This window comes from Kutzneria chonburiensis, assembly GCF_028622115.1.
GTDB classification, from domain to species: Bacteria; Actinomycetota; Actinomycetes; order Mycobacteriales; family Pseudonocardiaceae; genus Kutzneria; species Kutzneria chonburiensis.
In genome coordinates, this window is record NZ_CP097263.1 from 6,148,485 (window position 1) to 6,166,211 (window position 17,727).

Here is a 17,727-nt window from a genome sequence, read left to right on the forward strand (position 1 = left end):
CTAAGCCTCCAGGCGGAACAGGTCGTCCTCGGTCTCCCTGCGCAGCAGCAACCGGCTCGTGCCGTCCTTGACGGCGACGACCGCCGGGCGGGGCAGCCGGTTGTAGCCGTTGGCCATCGCGTAGCAGTAGGCGCCGGTCGCGGCCAGGGCGAGCAGGTCGCCCGGGGCCGTGTCGGCCGGCAGCCAGCAGTCGCGCACCACGACGTCGCCGGACTCGCAGTGCTTGCCGACCACGCGAGACAGGGTCGCCGGCACGTCCTCGTCGACGCGGCGGGACACCAGCCGGCAGTCGTAGACGGCGTCGTACAGCGCGGTCCGGATGTTGTCGCTCATGCCGCCGTCGATGCTGACGTAGCGACGACCGGCGCCGCCGCCGAGCACCACGTCCTTGGTCGTGCCGACCTCGTACACCGTGACCGTGCCGGGGCCGGCGATGGCGCGGCCGGGCTCGACCGCCACCCGCGGCACCGGCAGGCCCTCGTTGGCGCACTCCTTGGCCACGATCTGCTGGAGCTGCTCGGCCAGCTGGGCCGGCGGCGGCGGGTCGTCGTCAGGCATGTAGGCGATGCCGAGGCCGCCACCGAGGTCCACAGTGGACAGATCGGCCAGTGCGTCGTCGCCGTGTTCCTTGTGCAGCGCGGAAAGCAAGCCGATCACCCGGTGCGCGGCGATCTCGAAGCCGTCGGCGTCGTAGATCTGGGAGCCGATGTGGCTGTGCAGCCCGACGAGCGTGAGCCCCTCGGCCTTGAGCACCCGGCGGGCCGCCTCCGCGGCGTCGCCGCCGGCCAGCGAGAAGCCGAACTTCTGGTCCTCGTGCGCGGTGGCGATGAACTCGTGGGTGTGCGCCTCGACGCCGACCGTCACGCGGATCATCACCGGCTGGCGGACGCCGCGGACGCGGGCGATCTCGTCCAGCCGGGCGATCTCCAGGAACGAGTCCAGCACCACGACGCCGACCCCGGAGTCGACCGCGAACTCCAGCTCGGCGAAGGACTTGTTGTTGCCGTGCAAGGCAATGCGCTCGGGCGGGAACTCGGCGCGCAGCGCGATGGCCAGCTCGCCGCCGCTGCACACGTCCAGCCCGAGGCCCTCCTGCGCGACCCAGCGGGCGATCTCCACGGACAGGAATGCCTTGGACGCGTAGTGCACCAGCGCCGGGTCGCCGAACGCCTCGGCCTGGGTGCGGCAGCGCGTGCGGAAGTCGTCCTCGTCGACCACGAACAGCGGCGTGCCGTACTGCTCGGCCAGCTCGCGGACGTCGACACCGGCCAGCGTGACGATGCCGTCCTCGCGGCGACGCGCGTTGAGCGGCCACACGTTGGCCGGCAGCGAATCCAGGTCGTCCGAAGTGGACGGTCGGGGTCCTGCGGTGTTCGCCGGCACCAACACGTCGGCGTGACGTGGGCCGGCGGGATGTGCGCGCATCGCTGATCTACATCCGTTCCGGGGCGGAGACACCCAGCAGGGCCAGCCCGTTGCGCAGCACCTGCTGCGTGGCGCGGTAGAGGTGCAGCCGCGGCACGGCCAGCGGCGATACCTCCTCGTCGCCCTTGGGCAGCACCTTGGCGCCGGGGGTGTCGTAGTACTTGTGGAAGGCGCCGGCCAACTCCTCCAGATACCGCGCCACCCGGTGGGGCTCGCGCAGTTCGGCGGCGGTGGCGACGACCTTGGGGAACTCGCCGAGGGTGCGGATCAGCGCGCCCTCACGGTCCATGGTCAGCAGGCTCAGGTCGGCGTCGGCCACGTCGCCGAGGTCGATCTTCAGGTCGGCCGCGTTGTCCAACAGCCGGGTGATCCGGGCGTGCGCGTACTGCACGTAGTGCACCGGGTTCTCGTTGTTGGTCTTGCGCAGCAGATCCAGGTCGATGTCCACGGCGGAGTCGACCGAGGACCGGATCAGCGAGTACCGGGCCGCGTCCACGCCGACCGCGTCGACCAGGTCCTCCAGCGTGATCACCGTGCCGGCCCGCTTGCTCATCCGCACCGGCTTGCCGTCCGAGACCAGGTTGACCATCTGGCCGATCAGCACCTCGACCGAGTCGGGGTCGTCGCCCAGTGCCGCGGCGGCCGCCTTGAGCCGGCCGATGTAGCCGTGGTGGTCCGCGCCCAGCATGTAGATGCACAGGTCGAAGCCGCGGGACCGCTTGTCCTCGAAGTAGGCGATGTCACCGGCGATGTAGGCCGGCGCGCCGTCGCTCTTGATGACGACCCGGTCCTTGTCGTCGCCGAAGTCCTTGGACCGGATCCACCAGGCGCCGTCCTGCTCGTACAGGTCGCCGGAGGCCTTGAGCCGCTCGACGGCCCGCTGCACCGCGCCCGACTCGTGCAGCGAGTTCTCGTGGAAGTACACGTCGAAGTCGGTGCCGAAGTCGTGCAGGGTCTGCTTGATCTCGTCGAACATCAGGTTCACGCCGACCTGGCGGAACGTCTCGTCCCGCTCGGCCTCGGGCAGCGAGAGCACGCTGGGCTCGCGCTTGATCACCTCGGCCGCGATGTCGTTGATGTAGCCGCCGGCGTAGCCGTCCTCGGGGGCCGGCTCGCCCTTCGCCGCGGCGACCAGGGACCGGACGAACCGGTCGATCTGCGCGCCGGCGTCGTTGAAGTAGTACTCCCGGGTGACCTCGGCTCCCTCGGCCTCGAGCACCCGGCCCAGGGCGTCGCCGACCGCGGCCCACCGGGTGCCGCCCAGGTGCACCGGGCCGGTCGGGTTGGCCGAGACGAACTCGAGGTTGATCTTCTTGCCGGTCAGCAGCGTGTTGTGGCCGTAGCCCGCGCCGGCGGTCAGCGCCTCGCGCACGATCGCGCCCTGCGCGTCGGCGTCCAGCCGCAGGTTGAGGAAGCCGGGGCCGGCCACGTCCACCGCGGCCACGCCTGCCTGCTTGGTCAGGGCCTCGGCCAGCCAGCCGGCGAACTCACGCGGGTTGGCGCCGACCTTCTTGGCCAGCTGCAGGGCCAGGTTGGTGGCGTAGTCGCCGTGCTCCGGGTTGCGGGGTCGCTCGATCGTCACCTCGGCCGGAATGACGCCGGTGTCCAGTCCTCGGGACGTGAGGACATCGACGGCGGTGGCACGGACGAGGTCGGCAAGAGCGGCTGGAGTCACCCGAGCAGTCTAGGAGAGCGTATCCGCACGTCGCGATGGGGTTACTCACGTCCCGACCGGTGGAACGGCGCTGGTCTGGGATGTTCCTCCTTCCGGGTCTGACGGAATTCTCATCCCCGGTCCCTAGACTGGCCGCCGAAGGTCTGGACCGGTGTGGTCCAGCTCACGATGCCAAGGGCGGGGAGATGGCCGGCGGTAAGAAGAAAGGCGGCGCGAAGAGCGCCGTCGCGGCGGCGCGGGGCGCGGTGCCGGGCAAGGGCAAGCCTTGGGGCATGATCATCGCGGTTCTCGTCGTGTTGGTGCTGGCCGTCAGCGTGTTCGGGTACGCGTTCATCCAGATCAGCGACAAGAACGCCGCGCAGGCCGCACTGGCCCAGTGGCAGCCGAGCGACACCAACAAGGATCCGTCGACCAAGATCCAGGGTGTCGTGGTCAAGGACTACAAGTCCGGCCAGCACGTGCAGCCGACGCAGCGGGTCGCCTACGACCAGTCGCCGCCGTTCGGCGGGCCGCACGACGGCTTCTGGGCCGACTGCGACGGCATCGTCTACCCCAACGCGGTGCGCAGCGAGAACATGGTGCACGCGCTGGAGCACGGCACCGTGTGGATCGCCTACAACCCGGACAAGGTCAAGGGCGCCGATCTCGACAAGCTCAAGCTCAAGGTGCAGGGCAAGCAGTTCATGATGCTGTCCCCGTACCCGGGCCTGGACAAGCCGATCTCCCTGCAGTCGTGGGGCCACCAGCTCAAGGTCGACAACGCCGGCGACGAGCGCATCGACGAGTTCATCTCGGCGCTGCGCACCAACCAGTACGAGTACCCCGAGGTCGGCGCCAGCTGTGACGCGCTCGGCCCGGGCCAGTTCGACCCGAACAACCCGCCGCCGTTCGACCCGTCCAAGCCGGGCCCCGACGCCGTGCCGATGGCCGGCACCGGCGCGCAGGACGCGACCAACGAGCAGCAGCCGGGCGGCACGCCGCCGTCGACCGGGACGTCGGCCACGACCAGTCCGTCGAACCCGAAGTGATGACCGACGAGCTCGACGAGGTCGCGGAGGAGGGCCTGCCAACGGGGCCCGTCTCCGCGACCACGCGGGTGCTGGTGCTGACCGCGGCCGCGGTGGCGATCCTGCTGCTCGGGGCCGCGGTCGGGCTGCTGATCAAGCTGCCCGGTAGCAGCGCGTCGGCCGGCAACCCCGGCCCCGGCTCCATCGAGGTCGGCTTCGCCCAGGACATGGGTGTGCACCACCAGCAGGCCGTGACCATGGCCAACTGGGCCCGTGACCACACCCAGAATCCCGAGATCCGGCAGCTGGCCTTCGACATCCAGTCGACCCAGCTGGACCAGCAGGGCCGAATGCGAGGCTGGCTCATGTTGTGGGGCCAGCCGGAGCAGTCGCCGACCGGGCGCTACATGGCGTGGATGGCCGGGCCCAGCGACGGCATGGCCGGCATGAACGGCATGAACGGGAACCAGATGCCGGCCAACGGCGTGGACCACATGCCGGGCTACGCCACCAACGCCGAGATCTCCAAGCTGCAGTCCATGACCGGGCCGGACATGGACACCTACTTCCTCCAGCTGATGCTCCGCCACCACCTCGGCGGCGCGCCGATGGCCCAGTTCGCCGCCGACCACTCGAACGTCCCGGCCGTGCGGGTGCTGGCCGAGAACATCCTGAAGTCACAGGGCGCCGAGGTCGACCTGATCAAGCAGATGCTGACCGCCCGCAACGCCCAGCCGCTACCCATGAACTGACCCCGATGTCAGGAAGGGCCCCTTACTGACGTTGAACGCCAGTAAGGGGCCCTTCCTCACGTTCAACGCCAGTATCGGTCCCTTGATCTTGGCGCACACAAAGGGGCTGTCCCTTGCGGGACAGCCCCTTTGCGTCGTTCGGGCGGCGGCGAAAGCGGCGCGGCGACCGCTGCCCGAACTGAGGTGACCCGACCCCCGTCTTGGCCTGCCTCGTTTTTCATCCCCTGTGCGACCCTTTGCCCCTCCGAGGAGGTGACGCTCACGCTATGCCACCAAAGCCGGAGTTGGGTTCCGCCAAACGAGTGATGCGCCTCAGTTAAACGTTCACACCACTGCGCTGAGTCACCAAATTCTCGCCGCGGCGCTCGAAGACAATGTCCTGGGCCGCCCGCAGCGCGGTGGCGATGGCCCCGGTCAGCACCGCGTCCTCGCCCAGCTCGCCGGGGGCGATCCGGGGCGAGAGCGGGCTGATCTCGTGCATCGCCTTCTCCAGCGGCTCGATCAGCAGGTCGGTGTTCGAGCCGATGCCGCCGACCAGCAGCACCAGCTCCGGGTCGATCACCGCCGACACCGAGGCGACCAGGAAGGCCAGCTTGGTCGCCTCCTGCTCGACCACGGCCAGCGCGCCGGCGTCGCCCTGCCGGGCCAGCTGGAACACCTCGCGGGCCGTGCCGGCGTTGCGCACGCCCCGCTCCTTGGCCAGCTGCACCACCGAGTTCGCCGCCGCCGCCTGCTCGAGAATGCCTGGCGTGGACGGGGTCCAGCCCTCGGAGTCGGTGTCCACCCAGCCGTACGGCAGGTAGCCCACCTCGCCCGCGGCCCCGTGCGCGCCGCGGAACAGCTGGCCGTCGACCACGATGCCCATGCCGATACCGGTGCCCACGTTCACGCAGACGAACACGTCGACACCTCGGGCCGCGCCCTGGTCCCGCTCGCCCACCGCGGCCAGGTTGGCGTCGTTCTCCACCAGCAGGCCCGGGCCCAGCACCGCCTCCAGCTCGTCCAGCAGGCCGCGACGGCCCCAGCCAGGCAGGTTCGGGGCCAGGTGCAGCATGCGGCCGCTGCGATCGGGCACGCCGGGGCTGCCGACCACGGTCAGGACCACATCGGACAGTCCCATCCCGGCCTGGCCGACCACGCCGGTCGCCATGTCGTGCACCGTGCGGACCAGCGCGCTGGCCGACCGGCAGCGGTTGGGTTCGTCCACTTTGGCCACGACGTTGCCGGACAGGTCGGCCACCGCCAGCCGCAGCCGGCCGCGGCCGATGTCGATGCCCAGCACGTGCCCGGCCGCCGGATCGGCCTCGTACAGCACGGCCGACCGGCCGGGGCCCGCACTCGTGCGACCCGCTTCGCGGACCAGACCGTCCTGTTCGAGGTCGAGCAGTGCCTGCCCGACCGTCGGTTTGGACAGCCCGGTGTCCCGGGCCAGGCTCGGCCGGGTCGCGGCACCACCTCGTCGCAGCCGGTCCAGCACGATCCGCTGGTTGAGCTCCCGCATGCTCGCGGGCGTGCCGACCTGTGGCGCCCTCACACCCACTGCCTCCGTGTCCAGGGGCCAAGGCCCCGCCGATCTCCCATAGTAGGAGGTCACGGGATCAATGGGCGTGAGCCGTCATGGCGCGGCGCAGACCGGCGAACGAGGGATACACCGCCACCCCCGGATCGACGTGGGCCGACTGGGCGAACGACACCATGGTCCAGACCAACTCGCGACCTTGTCCCGCGGTGTAGACCACGGTGTCGCAACCGGCGCAACGGGCCACCGCGGCGATCACCGTGACCGCGAGCGGATGGTCGTCGCCGAGCGTCCCGGCCAGCAGTTTCTCCAGCGCCGCGCGCTGGTCGGCCGACACGAGCAGCCACGACTCCGGGAAGAGTCCGGACGGCGTCACCGGACCAGTCTCCCGCAAGATCAGGTCACGACTTCGGCGGCAGTCACCGTCGGCGTGTTCCCCGCCACGCCGTCTTTATGTTAAGAACCTTTCCTAATTCGAGCCAGGGAGGTGGGCGTGGCTTCGGGCACGTACAACGGGCAGGCGGCGGGCCTCGAACGGCGGATCGGGCCGTGGCAGGCGACCGCCATCAACATGACGCAGATGTGTGGCATCGGGCCGTTCCTCACGATCCCGCTCATGGTGGCGGCGATGAACGGTCCGCAGGCCATGCTCGGCTGGGTCATCGGCGCGATCATCGTGCTGGCCGACGGCCTGATCTGGGCCGAGCTCGGCGCGGCCATGCCGGGCGCCGGCGGCACGTACATCTACCTGCGGGAGGCGTTCCAGTACCGGACCGGGCGGCTGATGCCGTTCCTGTTCGTGTGGACCGCGGTGCTGTTCATCCCGCTGATCATGTCCACCGGCGTGATCGGACTCGTGCAGTACCTCGGCGTGCTGTGGCCGGCGGTGGTGGACGACACCGGCGCCGTCAACACGCTCGGGCACGTGGTCGGCGTGGTCATCACCGGCCTGGTTGTCGTCCTGCTGTACCGCAAGATCGGCGACATCACCAAGGTCACCACGGCCTTCTTCGGGGTGATGCTGGTCAGCATCCTGGCCGTGATCATCGCCGCGTACAGCCACTTCAGCGCGGCGCTGGCCTTCGACTTCACGCCCGGCGCGTTCGCCGGCGGCGGCGCGTTCTGGACCGGCCTCGGCGCGGGCCTGATCATCGCCGTGTACGACTACCTGGGCTACAACACCAGCGCCTACCTCGGCGGCGAGGTCCGCGAGCCGGGCAAGACGCTGCCGCGGTCGATCATCCTGTCCATCGTCGGCATCATGTGCCTGTACCTGCTGTTGCAGATCGGCATCCTCGGCGCCGTGCCGTGGCAGGACGTGGCCAAGTCCTCGTCGGTGGCCACCCTGGCGGTCAACACGTCGTGGGGCCCGGTGGCCGGCGACATCGTGACCGTGCTCATCGTGGTGACGGCGTTCGCGTCGGTGTTCGCGGGACTGCTCGGCGGCTCCCGGGTGCCTTACGAGGCCGCCCGCGACAAGCTGTTCCTGCCGGTGTTCGCCAAGCTGCACCCGAAGGGGCACTTCCCCACCGCGGGCCTGCTGGTGATGGGCGTGATCACCGCCGTCGCCTCGCTGTTCCCGCTCGGCGTCGTGATCAACGCGCTCACCGCCGTCATCGTGCTGGTGCAGTCGGTGGCGCAGATCGCCGCGCTCGTCGTGCTGCGTCGTCGCCAGCCCGGGTTGGTCCGCCCGTACAAGATGTGGCTGTTCCCGGTGCCGCTGGTCGTCGCGCTGGCCGGTTGGGTCTTCCTGTACTACTCGGTCGACACGCTGTCCCAGATCCTGTCGGTCGCCTGGGTGATCGTCGGTGTCGCCGCGTTCCTGATCTGGGCCCGGGCCGAGCAGGTCTGGCCGTTCGGGCCGAAGGAGATCAAGGAGGAGTACCTCACGACATCGACGTCAGCCGCGTGAGCTCCGCGTCGATGTCCACCCACAGGTGCTCGTTGCCGGGCATGACGATCTCGTAGGTCTCGTCAAGGAATTCGGCGAGGTCCTCCGCCGGGGCCTCGAACACCGCCTGGCCCGACGGCGAGCGCAGCTCCACCACGACCATCTCCACGTCGCTGTCCGACGGCCTGATCCGGATGTCGCCCTCACCGGCGTCGCCGATCAGGCCGTCGGCCAGCAGGTCCCGGCTGAAGGCCCATTCCACGCAGTCCTCGCGGCCGGGGCGGAAGGCCGCCACCACCGCGTACGGATCCAGCGTGTCGTAGCGCAGCTCGACCTCAAGCGGCACCAGGAAGTCGTGCGCGGCCAGGAAGCCGAAGTCGACCCGCTCCGTGATCACCTTGCGGTCGTTGTTGCCCATCGTCCGTCCCCTTCGCTCTCTCACGTCATCACCCGTGACAGAGGTGGGACGCAGCACCGGTGGGATACCCACGCGGTTTTCCCAGAAGACACCCGAACGGGTGCCGTCACCAAGTCAGGTCACGGCACTTCGAGGTCGCGTCCCGGGGTTCCACCTGCACCGTGGCGTGCTCCAGCCGGTAGTCCTCGGCCAGCAGTTTCTGGGCCCTGACCAGCACATCCGCCGGTTCCGCCCCCGGGGCCACCGCGAGGTGCGCCGAGGCCACTTCCATGCCCGATGTGAGGGTCCACACATGCACGTCATGGGCCTCGGTCACGCCGTCAAGTGCCGTGAGATCAACACATAGCTGCTTGACGTCCACCCGTTCGGGCGCGTGCTGGAAGAGGATGCGCAGTGCCTTCTTGGCCAGGCCCCAGGTGCGGGGCAGGACGAACAGCCCGATGGCGACGGCGATGACCGGGTCCGCGTAGCGCCAGCCGGTGGTGAGCGTGATCAGACCGCTGATCAGGACGCCCATCGAGCCGATGAGGTCCGACAGCACTTCCAGGTAGGCGCCGCGGAGGTTCAGGCTCTCCTTCGCACCGTCCTTCAGCAGCATGAAGGCCGTCGCGTTGATCGCGATCCCGATCACCGCCGTGATCGTCACCGGCAGTCCCGGCACCGCCGGCGGCGCCGCGAAGCGTTCGATCGCCTCGTACAGCACGTAGCCCGCCACCGCGAACAGCAGCACCGCGTTCGCCAGGGCCGCCAGCACTTCCGCCCGGTACATGCCGAACGTGCGTTCCTGCTTCTGGTTCTTCCTCGCCGCCAGGATCACCGCCGCCAGCGCCAGGCCGATCCCCACCACGTCCGTGAGCATGTGCGCCGCATCCGAGATCAGCGCCAGCGAGCCCGTAGTGATCCCGATCGCCGTCTCGATGGTCAGGAACCCCGCCCCCAGGCCGAGCGCCGCCCACAGCCGGCCCACGTGTTGCCCCGAGGCGCTGCCGTGCCCGTGTCCGTGCCCCATCGCCCGTTCCTTCCGTGTCCCCAGTCCCCCTCAACATATAGCGACATGCGCATAAGCTCAATGAGTGCAGCCTAACTTTTTCTCGTCAGCTCCTTGATCCAGCTGGCCAGGATGTGTGGCTGCTCCTTGATCACCCAGTGCCCCGCCGGCAGCGTCTTGACCGTCAGATCGTCACACCACGGCTCCGCTGCCTTAGCCATCGCCGGCGTCACGAACCGATCTTTCGTCGGCACGACCAGCAGCGTCTTCGTGGTGATCCGTTGGGCTTGGTGGCTTCTGCCAATGTTCGCCCGGTACAGCTCAAGCCCCGCTCGCGGGAAGATCAGATCCGGCAGCTTCGGGATCTTGAACGCCGCCATGTACCAGGACCGGGCCAGCTGGTTCACCGTCTCCTTGCTGGGGAAGTTCTTCTCGTACCAGTAGCTCGCGTGCCCCAGATCCGGCCCCGAGATCGCCGTGAACGTGTCGAAGGGGTGGTCGACCACCGCCCTCCATCCCTGCACCGCGCCCCAGTCATGCCCCACCAGATGCTTCGCCCTCGTGGCCTCCGCCACACGTCTCAGATCATCCTTCAGCCGCTCGATCCCGTACCCCTCCGTGGTCGTCGGCCCCTCCGACCCACCCATCCCCCGGACGTCGTACCTCACCACCCTGAAGCTGTCTTTGAGCTCCTTGACCAGCGGCTCCCACACCTCCGCCGTATCCGGAAACCCGTGCACCAGCAGCACCCTCGGCCCTTTGGGGTCCCCGTCCTCGTACACCCTCAGCCGCAGCCCGTCCTCCGTGATCACGTCCGCCATGCCCCCAGACGGTAGGCCCTGCAAAACCCCTCCACCCCGTGTTGTAAGCTTCTCCTCGTTGAGCAACGGGCCCCCGTAGCTCAGGGGATAGAGCACCGCCCTCCGGAGGCGGGTGCGCAGGTTCGAATCCTGCCGGGGGCACGCGATCGTACGAGAGCCCTGTCTGGCTTCGCCAGACAGGGCTCTCGCGTTTGTGTTTTCTGGGGCTCTCGCCCCAGACCCCAAGCCAGGAGGGCTCCGCCCCTGGACCCCCGATTCGGGGGTAGCGTCCGGGTTTGTGTCGGCGGAGGTCGCTGGTCCTGGCAAAGTTTCTGTCACCGGATTGGTGGTTCTGGTTGACGGCGAGCGCTGGATGTACATCGATGGGGTCACAGCGTGGAGAGGCTGGGGGCTTGGGGTGAGCAAGATCCATGTTCGGCCAGAGCTTCTGCGGCAGACGGGCGGAAAGGTCAGCGGGTTTGGCGGGAAGCCAGCTGAAGGCGGGCAGAAGCTGGAGTCGGCGGGACAGAGCCTGGTCTCAAATACCGGGCGGCAACCGGTCCGGCATCGGCGCGATGGTGGCCAAGCTGTTCGGGCGCGGCGTACAGATCACGGGCAAGGCGTTCAGCAAGGGCGGGCTGGTCGGCGAAGGCTCCGGCAAGCAGCTGCACACGTCAGCCGATCTCTACGAGGATGCGGACGGCAAGAGTGCCGGACTGCTGAAGAAGCTGCACCCAGACATCAAGGGCAAGGCAGATCCACCGGGCGGTGGAGCGCAGACGGGCACACGGGTTGGGATAGGTGGCAGACGACAGCCCCGTACAGCACGGCGACATGTAGGTGGGAACGCCAGATCGCACACGGTTCCGCCCACGAGGCGCACGACGACCAAAGACCCGGTAGATCTGGCTACTGGGGAGGTGCTGCTGACCCAGACCAACCTCACGCTATCCGCGTTCGTCCTCTTGTGCCGGCGAGGACCCACGTGCCGTCGTATCGGGTGGGCCGGCCGTTCTGACGTTCATGGGCGTCCCTCCAGGCAGCGATCGTCAGCACTGTCCATCTGCTGCCGCGATAGCCACCTGCACCTCGCGAGTCTACTAACCGATTTGCCGCACGTGTACGCATGCGACACTAACTGGACCGTAAGGAGGTCTACATTGATGAACCAACGTCGCCATACTACACAGACCGTCGCCTGGTTCCTCGATCTCTATCGACGAGAACTTCTCATCCTCGATCCGCCCTACCAGCGCAGGAGTGTCTGGAACCAATCCTACGCAGATTACTTCATAGACACAATGCTGCTAAACTACCCCGCTCCGGCGATCTTCTTGTATGAAGACATAAGCGACAGCGGAAAAGCAACCTATTCCGTAGTGGACGGCAGACAACGCCTAACCACCGTTCTCAGGTTTGTAGAGGATGAATTCCCGGTCGGCGATTCGGCCTCCACGCACGGTTTTCGTGGGAAATTCTTCAAAGACCTCCCCTCTGACATCAGGAAAGATTTCTACAGATATCAATTCTCGATCGAATATCTTCCGTCAACCGACGAAGGAACACTCAGCAATATATTCGATCGAATAAACAGAAACGTGGCGAAACTAACGCCCCAGGAACTTCGACACGCTAGATTCTCCGGCGAGTTTGCCACTTCAGCCGAGCGCCTTAGCGAATTCATGACGAGGCAGCTTGACGAAAACTTTCCTAGAGTTAACCAAGCGGCTCGCCGACAGATGAAAGACGTGGAGCTTGCCGTCAACCTAATGCTACTGGTTGAGAGCGGAATAGCCTCATACTCCCAGGCGGAGCTCGACAAGGCTTACAGCGATCGCGAGGACAACTGGGAAGAAGCCTCGCGCGTAGATACGGAATTTCGGCAGACTATCGCAACCCTCCGCGACTGGCAGAATGAACTACTAGTTGGCGACGCTGCCCGATTCCGCAATCAGGCAGATTTCTATTCCCTTTTCGCAATCATCCTTGAGCTGCATCGTGAACAACAGGTCCCCCAGAAGGATGACTCGGTAAAACGTCTACGGGAATTTATGGCGATCGTACTAGACGACAAACGCAGGTCATCCGACGAAAACGCGGCAAAGTACTACGAAGCCACCAGGTCTGCATCAAGCGACCAAGCACCTCGCCGCGATCGGGTAAGGATCCTCCGCCAAGTGCTCCTCAGGGAATCCAATGTCAGCAAGTCCTGAGTCTGTCCGTAAGGCATTCGAGGATTCCCGCCCGCTGGTCGGCAGTGTAAGATCCTACGTCGGATCTACGCTACGATCATTTTGCGATGGCGAATTCCTTTTTGCCGACAGGGTAAAGACCCTTGGATCGGTCAGCGAGAAGCTAGAAAGCGGTCGATTTGGCCACTGGAGCGACTTGGACGATCTATACGCGTGCACCATCGTTGTACCAGTCGCCACATTTGAGTCAAAGGTACTCAACTTCCTTCGCTCAGCTTTTTCAGAGGTACGCTCCCGCGGCCGCACAGACACGCGCAAAGCGCCCGATACTTTTCGCTTCGACGGACTTCGATGGTACGGGAAAGTTACCCCTGAGGCCGCAGAAAAGATGCCAATCGGCGCTTCACTTCTAGTATTTGAGGTTCAAATTCTCACAGCGTTCGAATACGCCTGGTCGCGAGTCACCCATTCCCTTGTCTACAAGTCAGATGATGTAGACTGGAAACGGCAGCGACTTGCAGCACAGCTGAAAGCTGCCGTCGAACAGATTGAAATGATTATCGCCAGCTTCGACGCATCATCATCAGCTGTCCAAGAGTCCCCCTGGCCCGAAAACGAGTTAAAGCAGAAAATAATATCCAAATTCCAGCAGTGGGTCCTCGACAAAAAGATTCCAGATTCGATCGCGCCCGACAGCTGGAGCCGATTTGCAGATAATGTACATGGCCTGCTGCGCCAGGTCGAGCGAGAAGAAGGTCGCCGAGCAGACGCACTGAGTTCTCTGCTGGAGTGCATCGAAGGTGAGCTTCAGAATGAGTCTGAAATCCACGTCCCAGTTTCCGGAACTTTGTTTCAGTACGTCCTAGGCGTACTATCCAGGACCGGATCGCTCAAGAAGATAAAGAAAGGATACTTCGTCCCATCGGTAGAACTTCGCGATCTACATGGCATACTCGACCTTCCGCGCGAATTTCAGTTCGACACCATCTCAGCAAATGAAGAGGCCCTGAAGGAATCGATGCCGGAATAGGAGCGCAACACAATAGGAAGGTCAAGCAACGAGGACGCAGTGCCTGCAGCAGACCCACTGGCCGACCGCAAGAATGCCAGATGACAATCTTGAGCAGGTTGTCATCTGGCAGTATGTCGCTCAGAAGGGCAGCATTCCCGCACCTGCACCGGGAATTCCCAAGTCCTTAAGATAGGTCAGCCGCCCATTGATCGCTGCGGAAAAATGCCTCCAATCGAGGCTTTCAACCGGCTCGATGGGTCGAGGATCAGCCGGGGATGAAGTGATGTAGCAGACCGCATCATAGAGGCCTTCCGCAACCAGCCGTTCGCAGAATGTGCCGAATCGCTGCTGATAGGACTTACCCTCCCAAATTCTGTCAGCCGAAATAGCAGCCTTTTTCGCCGTCCCCACAGGGGACGTCGACCCCTTGGCGTCCTCCATAATAAAGAAGTAGCCCAACCACGGCCGTTCGCCCGGAAATAGGTCTTCCAGCGCAGCGCGACGAATATCAATGGCGCTACCCAGCGCCTCCTCAACCCGATTATTGTAGTTGTTACCGAACGAGGGACCTCCCAAGGCTTTGAGCTCAAACGCGGCAACAAGTGTCCCATCGTGGACGACCACCACGTCCCATTGTTTCTGCGGGCGATAGTAGCCGGGCAACTCCAGCCCTTGGATTCGAGCGACTCTGATCGAGCTGGACGGATAGCCCGCATCCAAAAAGAATTTAGCGATCAACGCAGTGATCTTATCGAAGTGCTTACCGGCACGAACAGAGCCGGCAGTGCCGGAACCGACCTTATTCTTGATCTCAGACAACTCACTTTGAGTCTTTTTGGCGCCCCAGTATGCAGCGACAGCTTCTTCGAAGTCTTGGCGGCTAACCGTCAAAGGTCCCCCATGTCAGTCCGGAAGTTCAACAAGCCCGTAAGCCTTCAGCGCGGCCGTCGTAGCCGCTTGCACATCACGCCGATCGAATGCCTCCGCCAACGCAATACGAACGTCGTCCCTGATCGCCGCCGGGTCGGGCACACGAATCTTGCGCAAGTACTGAGCTTGAAATCGGAGTGTGCCACCTCGCATCTTCACAGCATACGCTGATACAAAAGCCTCAGCGACCTTCGACAAGAGAAGGCCACCAAGCACCCGCATATCCCATTTATCCGAAGTGATGTAATATAGATTGTGGTGCGGATAAAACCCGCCGGGGTCGAGGACCGGATGGATGGCAAGCTTCATGTCTGGGAACAAAAGTTTCGGGCGTGCAGTGAGCCGATGATCGACTTTGTCGATAGTCTTGTACCAATTATCGGGTTGTTTAGTAGCCACGTAACGCTTACGCAGCGCCGCAGCATGGCGATTGAAGTACTGCGCCAGTCGCGGGTAGACATCAAGGTCAACCAATTTTCCTTGCGCGTCCCACGGGTTTACCAGGTGGGTCCCGTTCCAGTCGAGCTCGCCACTAGTAGTGTCGCGAACCATCGCTAGCGGCAGGAGCCGGTCTTCCTCTACATCCGCAGCATCACTGCGATGAGTAATGAAGACGCTGTCCGCGCCGGTTGCAACCCCGATGCCAACCCGCGTGCCGGTGGACACATCCTCTAGTAGTTGGCAACGGTCACTGAGGTCTTCAAGCACCGCCAACCGCGCTGGTGACGCCGCCGGCCACGAGTCGTCGCCGGGGAACCAATGCGGCAGCCGAGCCGCATGATATGCCGGTTTGTCGACGCGAGCTTGGCCCACCTTCGACGTCCAGGCGACGAACTCCTTGGCCTGTTGAGCATCGAACCGCCCTGTGGCGTCAGCAGCAATGGCCGAACCTTGTACAGCATTACTTATAACGGTAATGGCCGGGTATGCAGATACCTGCTCCTGGAACGCGTCGACGTCATGCATCGTCAACACAAGGTCCACACTAAAACGCCGAGTCACCATGCCACGAAGATTACGACCGTATTGGTTACGCATCCACCGATCGGCACAGATGAACCCGAGCCGGCCGCCAGGCTTAAGGCTACGCAGGGCTACTTCGTAGAAGCCGACGTAGATGTCGGCCCGTCCACCCATAGTCGAACAGGAAGATCGATAAGCATTCATGCGAATATCCGGCACGTCCTCCAGCCGGATATAGGGCGGGTTGCCAACTACGAAGTCTGCGAGATGAACGCTCGACTCTTGCAGCAGATAGTCGCCTTGTCCGATCCAGGAATTAACGACCTTTTCGACGTCGGTTGACTCGAACCCATCGGCGAGCAACTGTTGCCCGACCAGGTCTCGGCTTGCCTGGACATTGCGATCCAGCAAGTCGTAGGCCTCGATTGCTTGGACGGCATCCAACAAAGATCGTCCGTGCTTACGACACGACGCGCTCAAGCGTTCGACTACCGGACCCAGAAAAGCCCCGCCACCACATGCCGGCTCCACGATGACCGCGTCAGCAAGGTCCTGATCGGCCGTGTAGCCGACCAGGTCGAGGATCGTCTCCACAACCCAACGCCTGGTAAACACCTCGCCGTGCTGGACGGCCTGTTGCAACGACTCCGGCAAGACCAGTGCGTCCAGGCCGAACAGCTCACGAGTTGCCACGGTCAGACTCTAGCGCCACGTGCCCGTGTAACCGCCGACTCCCGGTACGACGCAACATCCTGTCGGGCCGTCATGTCTTCAGACTTGCAGGTCGCTTCCAGATTGCCAGCGACGACATCGTTGGTGCACACGACGGTGACGGTTGGTTGTCGACCAACCCGGCAGGCTACAAGTGTTGTAACCACCGGTGGCCAGCCCTGTTCCGCGGCACGTCACGAACTACTGTCGGAGCGTGGCTACCGGTCAGCGAGGTCGTGCGGAGAAGCTCTCCCCTGTGCTGCGGCCGGTGTGGCGGGCGGCGCACGAGAGGCTGTCCTCGGGGCAGCCGGTGAGCAGGATCCGGCTGGGGCCGCTGATGGAGGAGCAGCGGGCGGCGCTGGCGGATCTGCTGGGGCTGGATCGGCTGCCGCCGGAGACGGTGACGGTGAGCGTGGCCAGGCTGGACGAGGTGCTGATCGAGGCGGTTGGTCTGCCGCTGAGAGACGTCGTGGCCGAGCTGGTGGGACCGATCGGCAATCGGGCGCAGGAGCGGGAAGCCCAGGGGAAAGAGCGGGCTGACCTGTGGGTATGGCTCAAGCGCAGTGACGTGGTAGTGGGTCAGCCGGCGCTGAACGACTGGGTGGAAGCGGTGCGGCGGGGCGGTCTCGTGGAGGGGTCGACGGAGCGCACGAAGAAGCTGCTGGAAGGAACGCTGGACGTCCTGGCGGAGTTGCCGGCGGCGGGGGTGCCGCTGCCGGTGCTGGCGCAGAAGACGCTGCACGACCCGCACGGGCTGGATGAGGGGACGCGGCAAGGGGCGCTGGTACTGAAAGCGCTGGCGGCGATCTACGACGTGCCGGTGCCGACGGATGTGCAGCAGAAGAGGGGGCTGTGGGAGCGGGCGGGGGTGGCGGACGACGAGTTGTCGTCGGTGGTGCTCGTGGCGGGGATGAGGCCCGAAGGTGAGGGCGTTGCGAGCAAGGTGCTGAGGGCCTGTACGGGCCACGCGGCGGCGCTGACGCTGGGGCAGCTGAGGGCGACAAACTGGGGAAATGGCCTGCCGGAAACGGTGTGGGTGGTGGAGAACCCGAGCATCCTGGCGCTGGCGCTCGAGAGGTTCAAGGAGAGCTGCCCGCCGCTGGTGTGCACGTCGGGATGGCCGAACAGCGCGGGGATCCTGCTGCTGAGCGGGCTGGCGGAAGCAGGCTGTGAGCTGCGGTATCACGGGGACTTCGACGGCGAAGGGATCCGGATCGCGGCGAATGTGATGGCCAGGACGGGCGCGGTGCCGTGGCGGATGGGGGCGGCGGACTACCTGAAAGCGGTGGGCACGGTCGGGCCTAGTGTGGGCAGGGTGACGGAAGCGCCCTGGGATGGGCAGCTGGCCGAGGTGATGCGGGAGCACGGCATCACGGTGAGCGAGGAGCGGGTGGCGGACGAACTGCTGGCAGAGCTGCACTCGAACGAGTGAAGCTGGCTAGCG

Annotated in this window: 15 protein-coding genes and 1 tRNA gene; 7 read left to right on the plus strand and 9 right to left on the minus strand. The window is 65.2% G+C overall.

Annotated features, from left to right (window positions below; translation table 11 throughout):
• Positions 1 to 1,425, minus strand: a complete 1,425-nt coding sequence (gene lysA / locus M3Q35_RS27850) for a diaminopimelate decarboxylase (RefSeq protein WP_273935490.1) — start codon at positions 1,423 to 1,425, stop codon at positions 1 to 3.
• A 7-nt stretch (positions 1,426 to 1,432) separates the two neighbouring features.
• On the minus strand, positions 1,433 to 3,100 hold the full coding sequence (argS, locus tag M3Q35_RS27855; RefSeq protein ID WP_273935491.1) for an arginine--tRNA ligase: 1,668 nt from the start codon (positions 3,098 to 3,100) through the stop codon (positions 1,433 to 1,435).
• A gap of 185 nt (positions 3,101 to 3,285) precedes the next feature.
• Between argS and M3Q35_RS27860 the strand changes: the two genes are divergently transcribed.
• The gene (locus M3Q35_RS27860) at positions 3,286 to 4,128 is read left to right on the plus strand and encodes a DUF3105 domain-containing protein (RefSeq protein ID WP_273935492.1); all 843 of its coding nucleotides are present in this window, start codon (positions 3,286 to 3,288) and stop codon (positions 4,126 to 4,128) included.
• Positions 4,128 to 4,859, plus strand: a complete 732-nt coding sequence (locus tag M3Q35_RS27865; RefSeq protein ID WP_273935493.1) for a DUF305 domain-containing protein — start codon at positions 4,128 to 4,130, stop codon at positions 4,857 to 4,859. Before M3Q35_RS27860 ends, M3Q35_RS27865 begins: the two co-directional genes overlap by 1 nt.
• Positions 4,860 to 5,175: 316 nt before the next feature.
• On the opposite strand, the gene M3Q35_RS27870 is transcribed toward M3Q35_RS27865, so the two are convergent.
• Together M3Q35_RS27870 and M3Q35_RS27875 are read right to left on the minus strand one after the other, a co-directional pair.
• Positions 5,176 to 6,360 (minus strand): ROK family transcriptional regulator, encoded by a 1,185-nt coding sequence (locus M3Q35_RS27870; RefSeq protein WP_273944492.1) that lies wholly within the window; start codon positions 6,358 to 6,360, stop codon positions 5,176 to 5,178.
• Positions 6,361 to 6,457: 97 nt separating this feature from the next.
• Entirely contained in the window at positions 6,458 to 6,754 is a 297-nt protein-coding gene (locus tag M3Q35_RS27875; RefSeq protein ID WP_273935494.1) for a hypothetical protein, read from the minus strand.
• Between the two features lie 117 nt (positions 6,755 to 6,871).
• On the opposite strand from M3Q35_RS27875, the gene M3Q35_RS27880 reads away from it, so the two are divergent.
• On the plus strand, positions 6,872 to 8,290 hold the full coding sequence (locus M3Q35_RS27880; RefSeq protein ID WP_273935495.1) for an APC family permease: 1,419 nt from the start codon (positions 6,872 to 6,874) through the stop codon (positions 8,288 to 8,290).
• Here the strand turns inward: M3Q35_RS27880 and M3Q35_RS27885 are convergent.
• The 3 genes from M3Q35_RS27885 to M3Q35_RS27895 all read right to left on the minus strand — a co-directional run bounded on the left by M3Q35_RS27885 (position 8,265) and on the right by M3Q35_RS27895 (position 10,496).
• On the minus strand, positions 8,265 to 8,687 hold the full coding sequence (locus M3Q35_RS27885; protein WP_273935496.1) for an SsgA family sporulation/cell division regulator: 423 nt from the start codon (positions 8,685 to 8,687) through the stop codon (positions 8,265 to 8,267). The genes M3Q35_RS27880 and M3Q35_RS27885 overlap by 26 nt on opposite strands.
• Before the next feature lie 106 nt (positions 8,688 to 8,793).
• Positions 8,794 to 9,696: a cation diffusion facilitator family transporter gene (locus M3Q35_RS27890; RefSeq protein ID WP_273935497.1), complete on the minus strand. Its 903-nt coding sequence runs from the start codon at positions 9,694 to 9,696 to the stop codon at positions 8,794 to 8,796.
• Between the two features lie 71 nt (positions 9,697 to 9,767).
• Positions 9,768 to 10,496 (minus strand): alpha/beta fold hydrolase, encoded by a 729-nt coding sequence (locus M3Q35_RS27895; RefSeq protein WP_273935498.1) that lies wholly within the window; start codon positions 10,494 to 10,496, stop codon positions 9,768 to 9,770.
• Between the two features lie 69 nt (positions 10,497 to 10,565).
• Between M3Q35_RS27895 and M3Q35_RS27900 the strand changes: the two genes are divergently transcribed.
• The 3 genes from M3Q35_RS27900 to M3Q35_RS27910 all read left to right on the plus strand — a co-directional run bounded on the left by M3Q35_RS27900 (position 10,566) and on the right by M3Q35_RS27910 (position 13,697).
• Positions 10,566 to 10,637 (plus strand) — tRNA-Arg (locus tag M3Q35_RS27900).
• 1,001 nt (positions 10,638 to 11,638) lie between these two features.
• The gene (locus tag M3Q35_RS27905; RefSeq protein WP_273935499.1) at positions 11,639 to 12,688 is read left to right on the plus strand and encodes a DUF262 domain-containing protein; all 1,050 of its coding nucleotides are present in this window, start codon (positions 11,639 to 11,641) and stop codon (positions 12,686 to 12,688) included.
• Positions 12,672 to 13,697: a nucleotidyltransferase family protein gene (locus M3Q35_RS27910; RefSeq protein ID WP_273935500.1), complete on the plus strand. Its 1,026-nt coding sequence runs from the start codon at positions 12,672 to 12,674 to the stop codon at positions 13,695 to 13,697. Before M3Q35_RS27905 ends, M3Q35_RS27910 begins: the two co-directional genes overlap by 17 nt.
• Before the next feature lie 120 nt (positions 13,698 to 13,817).
• On the opposite strand, the gene M3Q35_RS27915 is transcribed toward M3Q35_RS27910, so the two are convergent.
• Together M3Q35_RS27915 and M3Q35_RS27920 are read right to left on the minus strand one after the other, a co-directional pair.
• Complete coding sequence (locus M3Q35_RS27915; protein ID WP_273935501.1) at positions 13,818 to 14,570, minus strand: PaeR7I family type II restriction endonuclease; 753 nt, start codon at positions 14,568 to 14,570, stop codon at positions 13,818 to 13,820.
• A gap of 12 nt (positions 14,571 to 14,582) precedes the next feature.
• Positions 14,583 to 16,265 (minus strand): Eco57I restriction-modification methylase domain-containing protein, encoded by a 1,683-nt coding sequence (locus M3Q35_RS27920; protein WP_273935502.1) that lies wholly within the window; start codon positions 16,263 to 16,265, stop codon positions 14,583 to 14,585.
• Positions 16,266 to 16,497: 232 nt separating this feature from the next.
• Between M3Q35_RS27920 and M3Q35_RS27925 the strand changes: the two genes are divergently transcribed.
• On the plus strand, positions 16,498 to 17,715 hold the full coding sequence (locus M3Q35_RS27925) for a TIGR02679 family protein (RefSeq protein ID WP_273935503.1): 1,218 nt from the start codon (positions 16,498 to 16,500) through the stop codon (positions 17,713 to 17,715).
• The last annotated feature ends 12 nt before the right edge of the window (positions 17,716 to 17,727 follow it).

Coding starts and splice junctions, on each gene's coding strand:
- lysA (WP_273935490.1), bottom strand. CDS start 1,425: ATGCGCGCACATCCCGCCGGCCCACGTCACGCCGACGTGTTGGTGCCG.
- M3Q35_RS27860 (WP_273935492.1), top strand. CDS start 3,286: ATGGCCGGCGGTAAGAAGAAAGGCGGCGCGAAGAGCGCCGTCGCGGCG.
- M3Q35_RS27865 (WP_273935493.1), top strand. CDS start 4,128: ATGACCGACGAGCTCGACGAGGTCGCGGAGGAGGGCCTGCCAACGGGG.
- M3Q35_RS27870 (WP_273944492.1), bottom strand. CDS start 6,360: ATGCGGGAGCTCAACCAGCGGATCGTGCTGGACCGGCTGCGACGAGGT.
- M3Q35_RS27885 (WP_273935496.1), bottom strand. CDS start 8,687: ATGGGCAACAACGACCGCAAGGTGATCACGGAGCGGGTCGACTTCGGC.
- M3Q35_RS27890 (WP_273935497.1), bottom strand. CDS start 9,696: ATGGGGCACGGACACGGGCACGGCAGCGCCTCGGGGCAACACGTGGGC.
- M3Q35_RS27895 (WP_273935498.1), bottom strand. CDS start 10,496: ATGGCGGACGTGATCACGGAGGACGGGCTGCGGCTGAGGGTGTACGAG.
- M3Q35_RS27905 (WP_273935499.1), top strand. CDS start 11,639: ATGAACCAACGTCGCCATACTACACAGACCGTCGCCTGGTTCCTCGAT.
- M3Q35_RS27910 (WP_273935500.1), top strand. CDS start 12,672: ATGTCAGCAAGTCCTGAGTCTGTCCGTAAGGCATTCGAGGATTCCCGC.